Origin of the sequence: Aliidiomarina sp. B3213, assembly GCF_003290085.1 — a bacterium.
In the GTDB taxonomy this organism is placed as follows: Bacteria; Pseudomonadota; Gammaproteobacteria; order Enterobacterales; family Alteromonadaceae; genus Aliidiomarina.
Genome location: NZ_QMKJ01000002.1, coordinates 782,621 through 799,969 on the forward strand (window position 1 = coordinate 782,621; position 17,349 = coordinate 799,969).

Consider the following 17,349-nt stretch of genomic DNA (forward strand, 5'->3'; position numbering starts at 1 on the left):
TTACTCCTTAATCGTCAACGCGAGCTGTGGTGGTGAGCTTGCCGATATACGCCAAAATCAGCAATGTTGTTGCAACCACGGTTAAATACACGCCTAAGTCGAACGGTAACGCAGAAGATATTTCAAACTTCCCAACAATAGGCCACTCAATGTAGGTATAGGTAGAAGTTAGGAATGGGTATCCTAAGAACCAACTTCCAACTCCGGTAATTGCCGCTATGAGCACACCTGCAGCTATCCAATTCGGATAATTAAACTGAATGCGTTCCCGTATAAACCCGACACCACTGGCCACGTACTGCAAAATGAGGGCAATACTGGTAATTAGACCGGCAATAAAGCCACCGCCTGGCGCGTTGTGTCCACGCAAGAAGATAAACACGGAAACCATCAGTGCCAGTGGCAAAATCATGCGCGCCATCATTGACAGTAGAGGAGGATGTCGCACTGGGTCCCAAGGTCTACCTTCTTTATCAGTAAGCGGCAATGGCAAATATAGGTTTCTGAGCAAGGTCGCGATGCCTAAGCCAGCGATGGCCAACACAATAATTTCGCCAAATGTGTCGAAACCACGGAAGTCGACCAGAATCACGTTTACAACGTTGTAACCGCCGCCTTCTGGTTTTGCGTTTTCTAGGTAGAAGTTAGAGATAGAGTCTATCGGGCGCGTAAGAATACCGTACGCTAACACGCCAATACCAATACCCGCCAAACCAGAAATGCTGGCGTCGCGCCAAACCCGTTTTTGAGAAGACTCGTTAGGGGTTTGCTGCGGCAAGAAATAGAGCGCCAGCATCAGCAGAATAATAGTAACAACCTCTACTGAAAGCTGTGTCATTGCAAGGTCTGGGGCCGAGAAGCGAGCGAACAGTATAGACACCATAAGTCCGGCTACACTTAAAATAAGTAAACCACCAAATCGGTTATGGTGAATAAGCACTGTTCCGAAAGCCGCAATAATAAGCACCACCGACGCAACCGCAGCAACAATGTCGAGCTCTGTAATTGCGACGGAACCGGAAAGTGAGCTTATCGGCAGCAGCGCATAGACGATCATGGCCACTAACATGACAATGGCTATGGCAAAGTAACGCTGTAACGAGCCATTTTCCACACGGGTAACCAGCTGGGTAAACTCCGACATAATGCGCGTTACAGTGCCTTCAAATATATGAAGCTCATTAAAAGGCTTACGCTTTTTATACCAAGCTAGTAATTTTCCTTTCTGGGTATACAGCAATAAACCACCGACTAAAGCAATCACGCTCATCAGTAATGGCGCATTAAAGCCATGCCAAATTGCGATATGGTAAGGCTCTTGGGCGTAACCTAAAACCGCGCTGCCTACCGTATTCACGAACGCATCTGCAAGGTGTGGGGCGATACCCACAACCACACAAATGGCGACCATAATGAACATAGGCAGCAACATGAGTTTTGGTGGCTCGTGAGGCGGTTTAGGCGTTTTCTTTGCTTCACCGGTGAAAAACACATTCAATACAAAACGCGTTGAATAGTAAACCGAGAATAAGGCAGCAAACGTAGCGATTACGGGTAGCAACCAGCCAAAACTGCCAAACTGAGGTACATGAAGTACCGACTTCAGCATCATTTCCTTACTTAAGAAACCATTAAACAGCGGAACCCCGGCCATCGCGGCACCGGCCAATATCGATAAAATACCGGTGATAGGCATAAACTTATACATGCCTTGTAAGACGCGTAAATCGCGCGTGCCCGTTTCGTGGTCCACAATGCCCGCAGACATGAACAATGTTGCCTTAAATGCAGCATGGTTAAGAATATGGAAAATACCGGCAAGCACTGCGACTTCGGTGCTGATACCAAATAACAACGTAATTAAACCCAAATGGCTGACGGTGGAGTATGCAAGCAACCCCTTTAAGTCGTGCTTAAACATCGCCATTGCGGCTGCAAACACCATGGTTATCAAACCTGTGGAGGTCACAATCAACACCCATAAGTCTGTGCCTGCTATTGCCGGGTGTAGTCTTGCAAGCAAGAAAATACCCGCTTTTACCATGGTTGCGCTGTGCAGGTATGCGGAAACAGGCGTAGGCGCTGCCATAGCGTGCGGCAACCAAAAATGAAATGGGAACTGCGCTGATTTAGTAAAGGCTCCGAGCAGGATAAGCACAAGCATCACTGGATACAGCTCGTGAGCGATAATCACCTCATGCATGGCAAAAATGTCTGTCAGCGTGTAGCTGCCAGCGATTTCACCTAATAGGATAACCCCTGCTAGCAGTGCTAAACCACCACCGCCAGTTACAGCAAGCGCCATTCTTGCGCCTTTTCGTGCGTCTGAATTGTCTTGCCAATAACCAATCAATAAAAACGAGGTAATACTGGTCAGTTCCCAGAATACGAAAAGTAAAAGCACATTGTTAGACAGCACAATACCCAGCATTGCGGTCATAAACATCAGCAATAAGGTGTAAAGCTTACCTAGGCTGTCTTTTTCGCTGAGATAAAACCTGGCGTACCAAACCACGAACAGTCCGATACACAAAATAAGAAGCGCAAACATAAGGCTAAGCGCATCAATTCGGAACTCGAGGTTGAGCCCCATGCTGGGGAGCCAAGGGAGAATAACTTCTTGAGTTTGCCCTTGGAGTACGGACGGTAGAAACGAGAAAGCCAAGCCGACAGCGATCAACGGCGGAATAAGGGTCACAATTAAATTAAAATTGCGACCGAATCGCTCCGTCAATCGAGGCACCCATGCCAATAAAATGGGTAAAAAAACAATCACTAAAAGGGCCATGCTGTCGATAGTCCTCTACCTGTGTTTATAAAAAATTAAATTAGCATATCAATGACGAAAAATCTGCGATTACCGGTATTTATGGGTTCAATTCTTGCTCGCTAAACACATTCTCAAACAACGGAGTGCTTAAATAGCGCTCTGCCGAGCTTGGTAATATCGCCACAATGGTTTTGTCTTTATATTCTGGATTATTTTGCAACAAGTCTGCAATTGCAGAAACTGCCGCGCCGGTTGAAATCCCTGCCAATATACCTTCTTCTCGCATGAGCCTATGCGCCATTGCCATAGCATCTTCATTGCTCACCGTAAGCGCCTGGTTCACCAACGAGATATCGAGGTTTTTCGGCACGAAGCCAGCGCCAATGCCCTGAATTTTGTGCGGTGCAGGTGTAAGCTCAACGCCTGCCATAGTTTGAGTGATCACAGGTGACGACTCCGGCTCCACAGCAATAATCTCAACATTTCCGCCCTTCTCGGTATTAAAATACGTAGCAACACCGGTGATGGTTCCACCTGTTCCTACACCCGCAACGAAAACGTCGGGCAACTTTCCTAGCGATTTTTCGATTTCAGGACCCGTGGTTTTTACATGGATCTCTGGGTTCGCTGGGTTGTCGAACTGGCGTAATAAAACATATTTTTCAGGTTCATTTTCTGCAAGCTCTTCAGCCCGCTGAATAGCGCCTTTCATACCCAGTTCTGCTGGCGTAAGTTCCAGCTTTGCACCCAATGCTTTAAGAAGCTTTCTGCGCTCTAAGCTCATTGAGCGCGGCATGGTAAGGGTAATACCGTAGCCCCGTGCAGCTGCTACGTAAGCCAAAGCAATACCGGTATTTCCAGAGGTTGCTTCTACGAGTTCTTTACCTGCCGTTAAAATGCCTTTCTTCTCAGCATCCCATATCAAGTTTGCACCCAACCGACACTTCACGCTTCCAGAAGGGTTACGGCTTTCCATTTTGAGATATACATTACCTTCTACCACACGGTTTAATTTAACCAGCGGTGTGTTGCCAATACTTTCCGAGTTGTCTTGATATACCGACATGCCTACATTCCTAAATTTGTGGGTCAAACTTGTCCATTGCTTTTTCTCTAGACTTCGCCGCTTGCTTTTCGGCTTTTACAAAGTCTTCGTCTTCAACTTCTATGGGCGGAATTTCAGAGCAAACGTCACCACCAAGCTTGTTTACCGCACAACATATTTCGCTGACGCGCTCGTCCATAAGGTGAACATGGTCAAGCATGCGGCCAATGGCTGTTGCTACAGGGTCAGGGTTATCCGCCGACACAGCGTACGCGTCGAACCCATATTTTTCCGCAATTTCCTTGCGCTTTTCTCTTGCGTCTTTATCGGCAGGTGAGCTCACCACACGCCCAGGAATACCCACAACGGTAGCCCCTTCTGGCACGTCTTTCACAACAACAGCGTTAGAACCAATACGTCCATTTTTATGCACAATAATAGGACCCAGCACCTTTGCGCCTGCTCCGATGACTACACCGTCTTGTAACGTTGGATGTCGTTTTCCTGCTTTCCAACTTGTTCCGCCCAGTGTTACACCGTGGTAAATCGTACAATCGTCACCTATTTCTGCGGTTTCGCCAATCACTACGCCCATACCATGGTCGATAAAAAATCTACGCCCTAGCTTAGCCCCAGGATGTATCTCTACTCCGGTAAACCAGCGAGCCAAGGTAGACACAAAACGAGCGAGCCATTTCAGCTTCCACTTCCAAAGCACGTGGCTGAATCTATGAACCCAAATTGCATGCAGCCCTGGGTAGTTCGTCAACACTTCAAAAAAGTGACGTGCCGCAGGGTCTCGTTTGTAAACACTTGCTATATCTTCTCTAATGCCCCGAAAAAGCATGACGAAGTGTTCCTTTTTCCAGTTAATTGTCGTTGCAGTGCAACGGGCTATAAGCCTAGTATAACGATGAACGTATTTCTCGGTGAAGCTTAGTTTAACCTGAGGAGGTTACCGTGGTCCGAAATTTCATCTTAATCTTAGGTGCGCTAGCCGCACTTGTTTTACCGCAAGTTGCATTTGCGCAAAGTGAAGCAGTCACGCTTATTCACGCTGGCGTGCTTATTGACGGCACAGAGAGCAGGCCGCAAGAAGACGTCACTATTCGTATTCAAGGTAATAGAATTGTGGGCGTTGAGTCTGGATTTCAACGGGCGAGAGGCAATGAAACTGTAATTGACCTAAAAAATTCGACTGTCATGCCAGGCTTTATCGACATGCACACTCATCTAACTAGTCAGTTAGGTCCCGGCTCTTACATGAACCGTTTTACCCAAAATGCCACCGACGTTGCCTTGCAGTCTGTGCAATATGCAGAGCGGACCTTAAACGCTGGCTTCACTACTGTCCGCGATTTAGGGGACAGTTTTGCTGCAAGTATCGCGCTTCGCGACGCCATTAACCGTGGCATCATTGAGGGACCTCGCATTTTCACCGCCGGTAAGTCCATTGCAACCACAGGTGGCCATGCAGACCCTTCGAATGGCTTTCGTGACGGCTTAGTCGACACTCCAACGCCAGCAGAGGGTGTTGCCAATGGTCCGTTAGAAGCACGCCAAGCGGTTCGAGCCCGTTACCAAGAAGGCTCAGACTTAATTAAAATCACCGCGACTGGCGGCGTATTAAGCTTAGCGGCAAGTGGCGACAATCCACAGTTTATGATGGACGAGCTGGAAGCTATTGTAGAAACGGCTCGTGACTACGGCATGCGTGTAGCCGTTCATGCCCATGGTAAAGAGGGTATGTTACGTGCCATTCGAGCCGGTGTGGACTCAATAGAGCATGGCACTTACATGGACGAAGAAGTTTTTGCAGCGATGCGTGAACACGGCACTTGGTATGTACCCACCATTACTGCCGGTAAGTCGGTTGCTGAAAGGGCTGAAATAGAGGGCTTTTTCCCTGAACAAGTACGCCCCAAGGCGAGAGCTATTGGTCCTTTAATTCAAAGTACGTTTGGTCGCGCTTATGAAGCTGGCGTTCGTATTGCTTATGGCACCGACGCAGGTGTGTTTGACCACGGCGAAAACGCACGTGAATTCCAATATATGGTTGAAGCCGGTATGCCCGCAATTGAAGCCATTCGTGCTGCAACAAGCTCTGCCTCTCAACTCCTAGGTCAGTCAGAGAATTTAGGAACCATCGAGGAAGGAAAATTCGCAGATATCGTTGCGGTAGAAGGCAACCCATTGAGCAACATTGAGTTGCTGCAAAATATTTCGTTCATTATGAAAAATGGCGAAGTTTATCGCCAATAATCCGTTGAAAGCATAAAAAACGCCGCATGACTCTCAGGTTATGCGGCGTTTTTGTTTTCTAAAGCTAGTTTATCTAGCGAAGAATACTTATTGTTTCGACTGAATAAAGGCAATCACTTCAGTAACGTCAGCTTGAATAGTGGTTTCCATTTCCACTTCTAGGGCTTCACGTTCCCGGTCTAGTTTACGAATTTCTTTCTTAGGGTATTCCTTTCTAGCACCGTGCGTAGGCATGTGCTTAATTTTTTCATACATCTCATGAATTGCAGGAAAACGAGTGTCGAAATTCGTTGAACCGGCTTCTGGTAAGTTATCAAGCAATACCGAAATACGAATACTTCCTTCCGACAAATCACATTGTCCTTGTTGCATGGCTTTTGCGATCGTCAGAATACTTTCATGAATATACGCAACACGCTTGTTCTCGCCGGCTTGGTTTTCCTTGCGCTGCTTACTTAACTGCGACAGCAACATACCCGCATATACACTTAACGCTAAAATGATAGCTACGCCTAGCGCACCGAGAATCCACCAAATCATGCATCGTCCTCGTCTAATTCGTTGTCTTCAATGCCAAGCAGCTCTACTAGCTCTTGATACCTTGTCATTTGCTCGTCTACAAACTGCTGGTCTTCAGCACTTAGCTGCTCACCTTCGTCTATTTGGTCAAGCAACTCTTGTAATACAGGGTCATTCTCAAGCGCTTCAAATTCGAATTCTAATGCTTCCTGCGGATTTGCAGGTGTTACATCTTCAACCTGTTCCGCAGTTTTACGCACAGGTTTCACAAGCTCGACAGGCCGCTTACTACCTTTTCGAGGATCCTCCTGAGCTTTAGAGTTCGTGCCGTGGCCTTTGCCCGCCTTGCTGTTTTCTTTTACATCCAAAGTGTGACGTTGGCCTGCAGGTTTGCCTTTTGTGCGCGCTGGCTCTTTACCGCGCTTGCCTTCTTCTCGTTGGCGTTCCATTTTGGGTTGCGAACGAGCGGCGAGTGGACCTGTTTTACGTGTCTTTTTTCTACGTGTCATGTATCTAAACCTGAATCATCAAACTAGGATTCCATACGAGAGTAGTCCGCGTATGTCTATTTAGATCATATCTTATTTCGGGCGAGCTGTAGAGGAATTGCAGATATAAAAAAGGCGATGAAATCATCGCCCCTGGAATTTGTGCAATCAAAACGATTGAACAGGTTGTCGCTTATAGCTTTTTATAATTATTATTCTTGGCTCCCACGCTTAGCGCTTTATAATCTCTCGCCTCTTTTTCTCAGCTGTCTAGCAGCTCCTTATTCTCGGCGGAGATTTGGAGTCGTCTTTCTTATTGTTATTATTTAAATGCCTCCTGGCATTATTATTCTTCCCGTATTTTTTGCTCTCACCATGTTGGTTGTTGTTTAACCTAAATTTTAGGGGGCTTACCGCACAACACCAAGTTGGTTTATTACAGCGCGTCTTCAACGTCATTTATTATTTTCATTTTTTTTAACGTTGTTGACGATTCGTTGCCCACTTAGAAAACACACTTCAACCCTGTCCATAAGGCTCTGTACCGAGCAACTTCGGGACTTAGATTACCAATCTGATCGAAGAGTGCAAGCGTTTTTTAACAAAAAATCGATTTTTTATGACAACTACATGAATATTTAGAGTCTATTGGCTATAACATTTATTATAAATCCTGCCTAAACCCTCTACATTAGTCAATCTCAGCAATTCACTTTACAATGAAGTTACGACAATAATAAAAGGAACCCACTATGAGAGCCTCCACCTATGCGCTCGCGTTAGCAGGTACACTCCTGTTAAGCGCATGTACAACTACACAGCAAGCTGCGCAGCCGGAAAACGCAAACACCGCGTTTACTGAGCTAGCGAATGAAGCTTGGGAATATAATCGTATGCAGTATCCTGGTTATGCAGCGCGCAACGGCAGCCCAGAGCAAGCCGGACAGCTAATGGATATGTCACCTGAAGCATTAGAGGCTCGCTACCAAGCACGTATAGCGTTCTACCAACAGCTTGAAGCTATTGACGAGAATCAGCTTAGTGCGGAAAACCAAATTAACCGTGACATGATTATGTACGCACTCAAAAATCAGATTTCTGAGTACGAATACAACATGCACTACACCCCTCTGACCAACGAGTCTGGCCCTCATAATCGTTTAAGCTATGTTGCGAGCGGCGTGAATATTCGCAATATGGAAGACGCAGAAAATTATTTGTCGCGATTACGACAAATACCTACTGCATTCGACCAATACATTGCCGACATGCGAGCGGGTATGGCTGCCGGTATTACTCAACCCGCAGTAGTACTTTATGGCATGCCAGACAGTATCCGTGCCTATGTGAAAAACGACCCTACAGAAAGCACTTTCTACCGGCCCATTGAGCGTGCTGAATCACAATTATCGGCAGCTGACTTTCGCAATCTTTCGTTAGAAGCTCAGTCGGTGATTAGCATGGAAGTTAACCCAGCTTATTTGGGTTATCACGACTTTATGGTGAACGAGTACATTCCAAATGCGCGCGAAGACATCGCAGCAACGAATTTACCAAACGGTGGAGAGTTTTACGCCAACCGTATTAAGCACTACACCACTACTGACCTAACGGCAGAAGAAATCCACGAGATTGGTTTGCAGGAAGTCGCTAGAATTCGTGCGGAAATGGAAGACATTATTGCCGAATTAGAATTTGAAGGCTCATTCCAAGACTTTATCGACTACTTACGCAGCGATCCGCAGTTTTACGCCGAAACGGAGCTAGACCTGCTGAAAGAAGCGGCCTATATGTCAAAGCGAGCAGACGCTATGCTACCGCGTTTCTTCCGCTTCTTACCCAGAAAGCCTTACGGTGTAGAAGCTGTTCCCGCTGAAATCGCGCCAACCTATACAACAGGACGATATTCAGGTTCATCAACAGACGCGGCACCCGGCTATTATTGGGTTAACACGTATGCCTTGGATCGCAGACCGCTTTATGTGTTGCCTTCGTTAACATTGCACGAAGCTGTTCCTGGTCACCATTTACAAATTGCGCTCGCGCAAGAGCTAGAGAATGTGCCCGACTACAGACGCTCAACTTATATTTCAGCTTTTGGTGAAGGTTGGGGTTTGTACGCAGAGTACTTAGGTGTAGAAGGCGGTTATTACCTCACACCTTATGAAGATTTCGGCCGCTTAAGCTATGAGATGTGGCGAGCAGTACGCTTGGTCGTAGACACTGGAATGCATGCCATGGGTTGGTCACGCGACCGCGCGGTACAGTTCCTCGCAAGCAACTCTGCGCTTTCCATGCATAACGTAAATACAGAGATCGACCGTTACATTAGCTGGCCTGCTCAAGCGCTGTCTTACAAACTCGGAGAGCTAACCATTAAGCGTTTAAGAGCCGAAGCTGAAGAAGCGTTAGGTGACAAGTTCGATATTCGCGACTTTCACTACGAAGTGTTAAAAAACGGAAGTATTCCACTAGAAACACTGGAAGCTCAAATTCGTGAATACATTGAGCGCACGCTGAATAGCTAAGCTGGGTGAGCTAGCAATCAGGCACAAAAAAGGTTCGCAAGTGCGAACCTTTTTTATGAAGCTTTTTAAACTCTTTGCTGCTATGCAACCAAACAGAGCTTAATAAAGACCACGAATGTATTGAGAAAGTAATTCGATGTCTTCGTCTGTAAGCTTGCCAGCTACGCTACGCATCATGCCGTTCGGGTCGTTTGCACGTTCACCGCTACGGAATTGCTCTAGTTGCAACTGAGTGTATTCTGGATGTTGACCACTTAACAATGGAAAACCTGCTTGCCCTACACCTAAACCGCTTGGACCGTGGCACGCTGCACATGCTGTGATTCCGCGCTCTGCATCACCACCCATAAACAACGCCATACCCGGCTCAACCACTTCTTCAGGAGCCGCACCTACTTCGTTTTCTTGCGAAGCAAAATACGCTGCTAGGTCATACATGTCTTGCTCGCTCAAGTTTGCAACTTGACCAGCCATAATCATGTTCAAACGACCTTGCTCACCATTGGTTTCCGCACCAAGTTTGTAGTCCATAAGCTGTTTAACAATATAACGCTCATGTTGACCAGCAATAATTGGGAAGCCGCCTGTCGGGCTATTTCCGTCAGGGCCATGACAAGCCGCACAAACTTGTGCTTTCTCTTGTCCAGCTTCTGGATTTCCAACCATTCCTTCTTCAGGTTTCGCGTCTCCAGCTGCTACTGCACTGCCCGCGAAAAGAAACATTCCACATAAAATTGCGAGTTTTTTCATGATCTCTCTTCTCTGCATTTGAACGGGAATCCCCGACACATCAAATTGCTTTTCCATCTATCGGCGTTATTTTACACGAATCTACGCTATATGAAACGCCTGATTCAACACAAGGTGTTGGATGGGCATAAGATATCCGTCATAATAGAGCCTCATTTCGCATTTTTTAATGCTCAAAAGGGCTACTGTATGTCAGAAATAAATTTTCAAAACGCACGTTTTCTTACCAGTGCCCCAAATATAAAGTTCCTTCCAGACGACGAAGGTATGGAAATAGCGTTCGCCGGTCGCTCTAATGCTGGCAAGTCTAGTGCAATCAATGCGCTAACCAAGCAAAAGAACTTGGCTAGAACCAGTAAAACTCCGGGTCGAACTCAACAGATTAACGTTTTTTCGCTCGACGAAACTAACCGTCTAATTGATTTACCAGGTTATGGCTTCGCCAAAGTGCCTATTGCCATGAAGGAAGCTTGGCAAAAGTCGTTGTCAGAATATCTACAAGCCCGTAAATGTCTAAAAGGCCTAGTTGTACTCATGGACATTCGCCATCCGCTTAAAGAAGTCGACCAAAACCTGATTTTCTGGGCCGTAGAAAGCAATATTCCAGTTCTTGCAGTACTCACAAAAGCCGACAAGCTAAAAAGTGGGGCAAAAAAGCAAACCTTAATGAAAGTACAGGAAGCTCTACCCGCGTTCGGTGGTGACGTTTCGGTGATGTGTTTGTCTACCCTGAAAAAAACCGGGCTACAAGAGCTCGAAGACATTTTAATGGGCTGGTTCTCAGGCAATACTGATGCATGAGCACTACCCGCTTACCACTTGGCTAAAACTATTTTTCCTCGCATTAGTGTGGGGAAGTAGTTTCTTTCTGATAAAAAAAGGGCTCGTTACTTTTCCTCCACTAGAGGTTGCCGCTATTCGCCTAGCCAGCGCGGCACTAGCGCTTGCGCCTTTTGCCATAGTGCGGTTAAAACGTGTTAAGAAAAAACAGTGGCCCGTTATTCTGTCGGTCGGTTTAACAGGCTCTATGATCCCCGCGTTCTTATTTGCATTAGCGCAAACGAACGTAGACAGCGGCGTTACCGGCTCGCTCAATGCACTTACACCATTATTCGTGCTGATTATTGGCGCTGTAATTTTTCATCAGAAAATTACCGCAACAACTGGGATAGGCCTCGCTATCGGCTTTGTAGGCACACTCATACTGATTCTTATGAACGCCACAGGCTCCTTCAATTTAAATGCTCATGCGCTTTTCGTGGTTATCGCAACCATTTGCTATGGCATTAACACCAACCTCATTAAAGAGTATTTACCCGACCAGAGCCCTCTCACTATTACCGGCGTAAGTTTACTCATGGTATTACCCATCGCCACGTTATATTTGTTGGGGCCTGCAGAAGTCGTGAGCCGCCTTGACTCAGCGACTGCGTGGTGGTCTTTAGTCTCACTTATTGTACTAGGCGTGGTAGGTACTGCACTGGCGCTGATTTTGTTTAATCACTTGGTACAAATCGCAAGCACGGTATTCGCAAGTTCAGTTACCTATCTTATACCTGTGGTTGCGGTATTTTTGGGGCTACTCGACGGTGAAGTTATTGGTATATGGCAGGTAAGCGGCATGGCGTTAATACTTGGCGGCGTCTGGCTTGCCAATAAGAAGCCAAGAACACCGCCTCCGCAATAAACGCGCTAGTGAGCTTCGTCCCAGTTTTCTCCAACACCAGCTTCAGCAATTAACGGAACGTCGAGTTTTACGGCGTTCTCCATAAGTTTGCTAAGCGAAGCAATATGCGTGTCTAGGCAGTCTTCGCGAATTTCAAAGACCAATTCATCGTGAACCTGCATGGTCATATAAACTTCACCAGGGGCTGGTTCATTAAGTAACCACTCACTTACGTCGATCATTGCTTTTTTCATGATATCTGCGGCAGAGCCCTGCATCGGCGCGTTAATCGCCGCGCGTTCTGCGGCTTTTCTACGTGGCACATTTTGAGCTTTAATGTCTGGCAAGTACAAGCGGCGGCCGAAAAGTGTTTCTACATATCCTTGTTCAGCTGCCTGCTTGCGTGTGCGCTCCATATAGTCCAACACGCCAGGGAAACGTTCAAAGTATATGTCCATGTAGCTTTGTGCATCTTTTTGACCAATACCTAATTGTCTGGCTAAACCAAATGCAGACATACCGTAAATTAAGCCAAAATTTACGGCTTTTGCTCTGCGGCGCTGTTCGCTATCTACATTCTCTAGCGGTACGCCAAATACTTCAGCGGCAGTAGCGGCATGAATGTCGCGTCCTTTGGCAAAAGCTTCTAACAATCCTTCAGACTGAGATAAGTGCGCCATAATCCGCAGCTCTATCTGGCTGTAGTCGATAGCCACTATTTTGTAACCTTCTGGCGCTACAAAGGCTTGGCGAACCCTACGGCCTTCTGCGTTGCGAATTGGAATATTCTGCAGATTCGGATCTGTAGACGATAAGCGCCCCGTCGCGGTTACCGCTTGATGATATGACGTATGAATGCGACCCGTTTTACCATTCACCATGCGTGGTAATTTGTCGGTGTAAGTCGACTTCAACTTACTCATGCCACGGTGTTGTAGAATGAGATCCGGTAACGGGTAGTCCAACGCAAGCTCTTGTAAAACCTCTTCGGCGGTTGAAGGCGCGCCCTTTGGCGTTTTCTTTTTCACCGGCAAACCGAGTTGGTCAAACAAAATTGCTTGTAATTGTTTTGTCGAGTTCAAATTGAAAGGTTCGCCCGCAATTTCGAACGCTTCCTTTTCAATATTCTTCAGCTTTTCTTCTATTTCTTTACTTTGTTTTCCTAAACGTTCGGAATTAACTAAAACACCTCTGCGTTCCATCATGGCAAGAATTGGTAATATCTGCAGTTCCAATTCCGAAAGCACTCGCTTAAGCCCTTCATGCTCAGCTACGCGAGGCCACAACACTTCGTGCAAACGAAGGGTTACGTCTGCATCTTCTGCTGCATACGGTGCTGCAGTTTCAATGGGCACTTCGTCGAAACGTTTTTGTTTCGCACCTTTTCCTGCAACCTGCTCGTAACTAATCGGCTTATGACCTAAATATTGAAGGCTCAGCGTGTCCATGTCATGGCGTGAACTCACGCTATTCAACACATAAGAAGCGAGCATTGTGTCGTTTAAAATACCCCGAACGCGAATGTCGTAATTTCGCAGTACGTGTAAATCGTATTTTAAATTCTGGGCAATTTTCTTTACCGCGGTGTCCTCAAAAATGGGCTTCAGCGCTTCTAACACTTTATCGCGTGGTAATTGCTGCGGACCGCTCAAGTCTTGGTGTGCAACTGGAATGTAGCATGCCTCACCCGGCGCGACAGCAAACGACAATCCAACTAACTCAGCCTCCATATAATTCAGGCTCGTTGTTTCGGTATCAAATGAGTAGTAATCAGCCTGCTTTAGCTTTTCAATCCATTTGTCTAATTCCGACTGCTCTGTCACCACTTCATACGCTTCACGATCTATTTTTACGGCAGTAGACTCGCTATTTTCGCCCTCTTTTGCATCGGCTTGTAATTCCGGCGCTTGCTCACCGTCTTCCAACAATTCACCGAGCCATCTACGAAATGAACAGCGGTTATATAGAGCAACAAGTTGTTCTTTGTCAGGTTCACTCACAGTAAGTTGTTCGGGCGCCAGCTCCATTTCAACGTCGAGCTTAATAGTGGCAAGGTCTTTTGAAAGTTTAAGTTGGTCTACATTGTCGCGAATTTTTTGCGGTAATGTTTTCGCGCCTCGGAAACTTAAACTAGTTACTTGATCAGGGTCGGCTAATAGGTTGTCGATGCTACCAACGCCTTGCAGAAGCTTCTGAGCTGTCTTTTCGCCAACTCCTGGCAAGCCTGGAATGTTGTCTACGCTGTCGCCCATTAACGCCAAAAAGTCGATAATTTGGTCGGCATTCACTCCAAATTTTTCCGGTACTTTCTCTGGCGTTAAAATCGAGTTATTCATGGTGTTAATTAAGGTTACTTTGTCCGTAACTAACTGCGCCATATCTTTGTCGCCAGTACTAATCAGCGTGTGGCGACCTTCTTGCTCAGCCTGCACGGCTAAAGTGCCAATCACATCGTCAGCTTCTACGCCTTCGATCACCACTAATGGTAAACCCATTGCGGCGACAATTTGATGAAGCGGCTCAATTTGAACACGCAGATCGTCGGGCATCGGCGGACGGTGCGCTTTATATTCCTCATACATGTCGTTGCGGAAAGTCTTACCCTTCGCATCAAAAACAACGGCCATGTGGCTAGGCTGATACTGCTTAATAAGACTACGCAGCATGTTCACCACACCGTAGATAGCCCCAGTAGGTTCGCCTTCTTTATTCGTAAGATGAGGTGGCGCATGGTACGCGCGGAAAAGGTACGAAGAACCGTCGACAAGAATAAAGGGTTTTGCTGGAATTTCGCTCATAATGCTCGTGTTTTGCATAGCCGTTTAGTGTGAGATATAGAATGCCATAGACCGAGCCAATTCACTATCTGTACTGCTCTATATGTTTCATGGCAAAGGCTGATTTCTGAATAAAGTAACGAGGGAAAACCTGTGGATAAGTCTGTGTACGAACGATCTCACCTGCCGTGTGCTAGATCTCCGCTAGCGACAGCATCATACTTCTAAGTGATTGAGAAACGGGGAAATTACTGAAATACCCTGACAACTTTCTATTCTATTTTTTATTTTTCTTCGGCTGTGGAAACTCTACTTGCAGAGCTCTCTGTTTTGTCCTGGGCAGGACGTCAACCGGTCGTACAGATTATCACAATTCGAGTTCTCGTCTAGTCCTAATCTGATCTTTTTTAACAATTTTTTGATCTTTTTTTTGGGGTTTTAAGAATGGGTTTTTCTGAGCCCAGAAAAACCCCTTACAGATCAGGTTATATAGATAATTACTAACCTATTGTGGTGTAGGAATTGCTTCAGGCGGCACGATTAATTGGTTATCGATCTTTAATCCGTCGATACGCGTGTAAAGGACAGACCATGGATAAGCATCAGCACGCAATCCAAACTGTTGATTCATCATGCGTTGAGCCTGATGAGGTAACCCCGAAATTGATCCTTCAAGATTTCCGTCAAATGCCCATTTAAGCAATTCTTCTAGCTCCATAGACGCGATGCTTCTGTTCGGGCCTGTGTAATTTAAAGCGACATCCACCATACCTATCCAAGGGTTGTCTGAAACTTCCACACTAACATTCAGCTTTGCCTCTGGAGTCATCATCGATGAAGCCACGTCCATATAAATCGACATCATTTCGTCCATCATGGCGTCCATATTTTTATCTTTTTCCATTTGTTGGAAATCCGCAGTATTCATTTTCTCTTTGAACCGTTCATAAGATTCCCAATAAGCCTCAAAATCACCGCCTTCATATTCAGCCTCAATTAGAGCCGTAACGTCATATCCTTGGAAATTAAGTGAGGCGATACTTTGTGTAAGGCCTGCTGTAAATCCACTGCCCTGTTGCTTAAAATCGCTACGAATTTCGACACCCTCAATCGAAGCGCTTTGACCACCGAAATTCAAACCTGCTCGCGCCAACGTAAATGAAGCATCTTGATGGGTGATACGATTATTCCTGTCGTAATCCATCGCTACAAGCATCTCCATCCCGTCAAAAAACATGACTTCCCCCATAGAAGACGAGGTGATAGACAGACCTTCAATGTCGCTATCAACATGTTGGATTGATTCCTCACCGAAAACGTTGATAGAAAATGGAGCATGAGCGATAGTGACATCGTTTTCTGTGAAGTTCAGCTCCGCGACATCCACCGAAAGAGCAAAGCCTCCTAGGCTGAAACTACCTGTGGTTACAATGCCGTCCTCACCATAGAAGTCAGCAAGGTTGTAATCCTCGGTTTGAACGTCCAACACCCCACGATAAGTTGAGTGAAAAAAGCCATGTTCCATGGTGAAGGGTTGTGAAATATGAATAGCTTCATCAGGGATATTAAAAATGATGACCCCTTGCGCGGAGTTCCATCCTTTGTGAATCCATTCAATTTCTGCACCATATAAACCTGAGGTAGCTTCACTTACGAGTGCTGTTTGCTCCTCTAACACGCCCATAGCGGTGCGCCCTGCCTGCCAGATTCCGAAAAACCAAACGGCGGCAACTATGACAACAGCCAAAATAATCTTCTTCATGATTCGTCCTTTTTGTTTTACATATTTCCGATGTGAAAGTTATTTCTTAAACCAACGCCCAAGTACGCTGCTTTTTTCAGGCTGTTCGCTAAAGCTCTCGAAAAAGCCACTCCAAATTTGTTGAACACCCTGCTGCGCCATCACCGAAAAGTCAGGTTGCAACGCACTTAACCCAGGGCCTTTGAGAAGCGACTTTATAGATACTGGCGGGTGGCTTATCTGCCAGCAACCTAACAAATAAGCATAAGTTTGAATTAATGTGCGCTGCGCTTCGTCCACTGCACTTTCAGTCAATTGAGCGGTTTGCACTATATTTCTAGCGGTCGCACGATAATCTTGCGCAAGCTTTGTTTTGTGGTTGAGCAGCGCTTTTTTATCAATATTTGGCTCAAGTTGTTGATGACCTAAAGCGGCGAGTGTCCAAAGGTTTGGCTGCTTTGTTTTGAAACTCATAATGGCCTCAACAACTCCGTCTACAATGTCGTTTCGCACAAAGCGCAGTTGATGGCGAATCTCGTTGAGCCAGTCGTGCAATTGATATTCAAGCAACGCCATATAAATAGCTTCTTTGGTTTTGAAGTATAAGTACGCGGTTCCCTTGGCGACACCTGCTCGGCTAGCTATGGCATTAATTGTGGGCAATTGCCCGTTAGACTCAAGCAGCAATTCCAGCGCAGCGTCAAGCAAGCTTTCTCGGCGTAAGTCTTTCTCTTTCGCCGTTCGCGCTCTCTTTTTGCCATTGAGTATGCCAGACGGTTCGCTTTGGTTTTCCACAGTAGCGT

The 17,349-nt window shown here is 46.2% G+C and carries 13 protein-coding genes; 4 read left to right on the forward strand and 9 right to left on the reverse strand.

Features of this window, described 5'->3' with window-relative positions; genetic code table 11:
* Positions 1-7 precede the first annotated feature (7 nt).
* From DQX04_RS08865 to cysE, 3 genes are all read right to left on the reverse strand, one after another.
* A complete protein-coding gene (locus DQX04_RS08865) occupies positions 8-2,788 on the reverse strand; it encodes a monovalent cation/H+ antiporter subunit A (RefSeq protein WP_111915527.1) in 2,781 nt (926 codons plus the stop codon).
* A 79-nt stretch (positions 2,789-2,867) separates the two neighbouring features.
* Complete coding sequence (cysK, locus tag DQX04_RS08870; RefSeq protein WP_111915528.1) at positions 2,868-3,836, reverse strand: cysteine synthase A; 969 nt, start codon at positions 3,834-3,836, stop codon at positions 2,868-2,870.
* A 10-nt stretch (positions 3,837-3,846) separates the two neighbouring features.
* Entirely contained in the window at positions 3,847-4,662 is an 816-nt protein-coding gene (gene cysE / locus DQX04_RS08875; protein ID WP_111915529.1) for a serine O-acetyltransferase, read from the reverse strand.
* 134 nt (positions 4,663-4,796) lie between these two features.
* Here cysE and DQX04_RS08880 point away from each other — a divergent pair, with 134 nt between their 5' ends.
* The gene (locus tag DQX04_RS08880) at positions 4,797-6,077 is read left to right on the forward strand and encodes an amidohydrolase family protein (protein WP_111915686.1); all 1,281 of its coding nucleotides are present in this window, start codon (positions 4,797-4,799) and stop codon (positions 6,075-6,077) included.
* Positions 6,078-6,164: 87 nt separating this feature from the next.
* On the opposite strand, the gene DQX04_RS08885 is transcribed toward DQX04_RS08880, so the two are convergent.
* Positions 6,165-6,617, reverse strand: coding sequence for a DUF2489 domain-containing protein (locus DQX04_RS08885; protein ID WP_111915530.1), 453 nt, complete (start codon positions 6,615-6,617; stop codon positions 6,165-6,167).
* The gene (yihI, locus tag DQX04_RS08890) at positions 6,614-7,105 is read right to left on the reverse strand and encodes a Der GTPase-activating protein YihI (protein ID WP_111915531.1); all 492 of its coding nucleotides are present in this window, start codon (positions 7,103-7,105) and stop codon (positions 6,614-6,616) included. Before yihI ends, DQX04_RS08885 begins: the two co-directional genes overlap by 4 nt.
* A gap of 731 nt (positions 7,106-7,836) precedes the next feature.
* Between yihI and DQX04_RS08895 the strand changes: the two genes are divergently transcribed.
* The gene (locus DQX04_RS08895; RefSeq protein WP_111915532.1) at positions 7,837-9,612 is read left to right on the forward strand and encodes a DUF885 family protein; all 1,776 of its coding nucleotides are present in this window, start codon (positions 7,837-7,839) and stop codon (positions 9,610-9,612) included.
* Positions 9,613-9,711: 99 nt separating this feature from the next.
* Here the strand turns inward: DQX04_RS08895 and DQX04_RS08900 are convergent, their stop codons facing one another.
* The gene (locus DQX04_RS08900) at positions 9,712-10,362 is read right to left on the reverse strand and encodes a cytochrome c (RefSeq protein ID WP_111915533.1); all 651 of its coding nucleotides are present in this window, start codon (positions 10,360-10,362) and stop codon (positions 9,712-9,714) included.
* 189 nt (positions 10,363-10,551) lie between these two features.
* Between DQX04_RS08900 and yihA the strand changes: the two genes are divergently transcribed.
* Both yihA and DQX04_RS08910 read left to right on the forward strand, forming a co-directional pair.
* Positions 10,552-11,163, forward strand: a complete 612-nt coding sequence (gene yihA, locus DQX04_RS08905; RefSeq protein WP_111915534.1) for a ribosome biogenesis GTP-binding protein YihA/YsxC — start codon at positions 10,552-10,554, stop codon at positions 11,161-11,163.
* The gene (locus DQX04_RS08910) at positions 11,156-12,049 is read left to right on the forward strand and encodes a DMT family transporter (RefSeq protein WP_111915535.1); all 894 of its coding nucleotides are present in this window, start codon (positions 11,156-11,158) and stop codon (positions 12,047-12,049) included. Before yihA ends, DQX04_RS08910 begins: the two co-directional genes overlap by 8 nt.
* Positions 12,050-12,054: 5 nt before the next feature.
* Here the strand turns inward: DQX04_RS08910 and polA are convergent, their stop codons facing one another.
* The 3 genes from polA to DQX04_RS08925 form a co-directional block, all read right to left on the reverse strand.
* Positions 12,055-14,826, reverse strand: a complete 2,772-nt coding sequence (polA, locus tag DQX04_RS08915) for a DNA polymerase I (protein WP_111915687.1) — start codon at positions 14,824-14,826, stop codon at positions 12,055-12,057.
* A 484-nt stretch (positions 14,827-15,310) separates the two neighbouring features.
* Positions 15,311-16,567 (reverse strand): DUF945 family protein, encoded by a 1,257-nt coding sequence (locus tag DQX04_RS08920; RefSeq protein ID WP_111915536.1) that lies wholly within the window; start codon positions 16,565-16,567, stop codon positions 15,311-15,313.
* Between the two features lie 39 nt (positions 16,568-16,606).
* Entirely contained in the window at positions 16,607-17,341 is a 735-nt protein-coding gene (locus DQX04_RS08925; RefSeq protein WP_111915537.1) for a TetR family transcriptional regulator, read from the reverse strand.
* Positions 17,342-17,349: the final 8 nt, after the last annotated feature.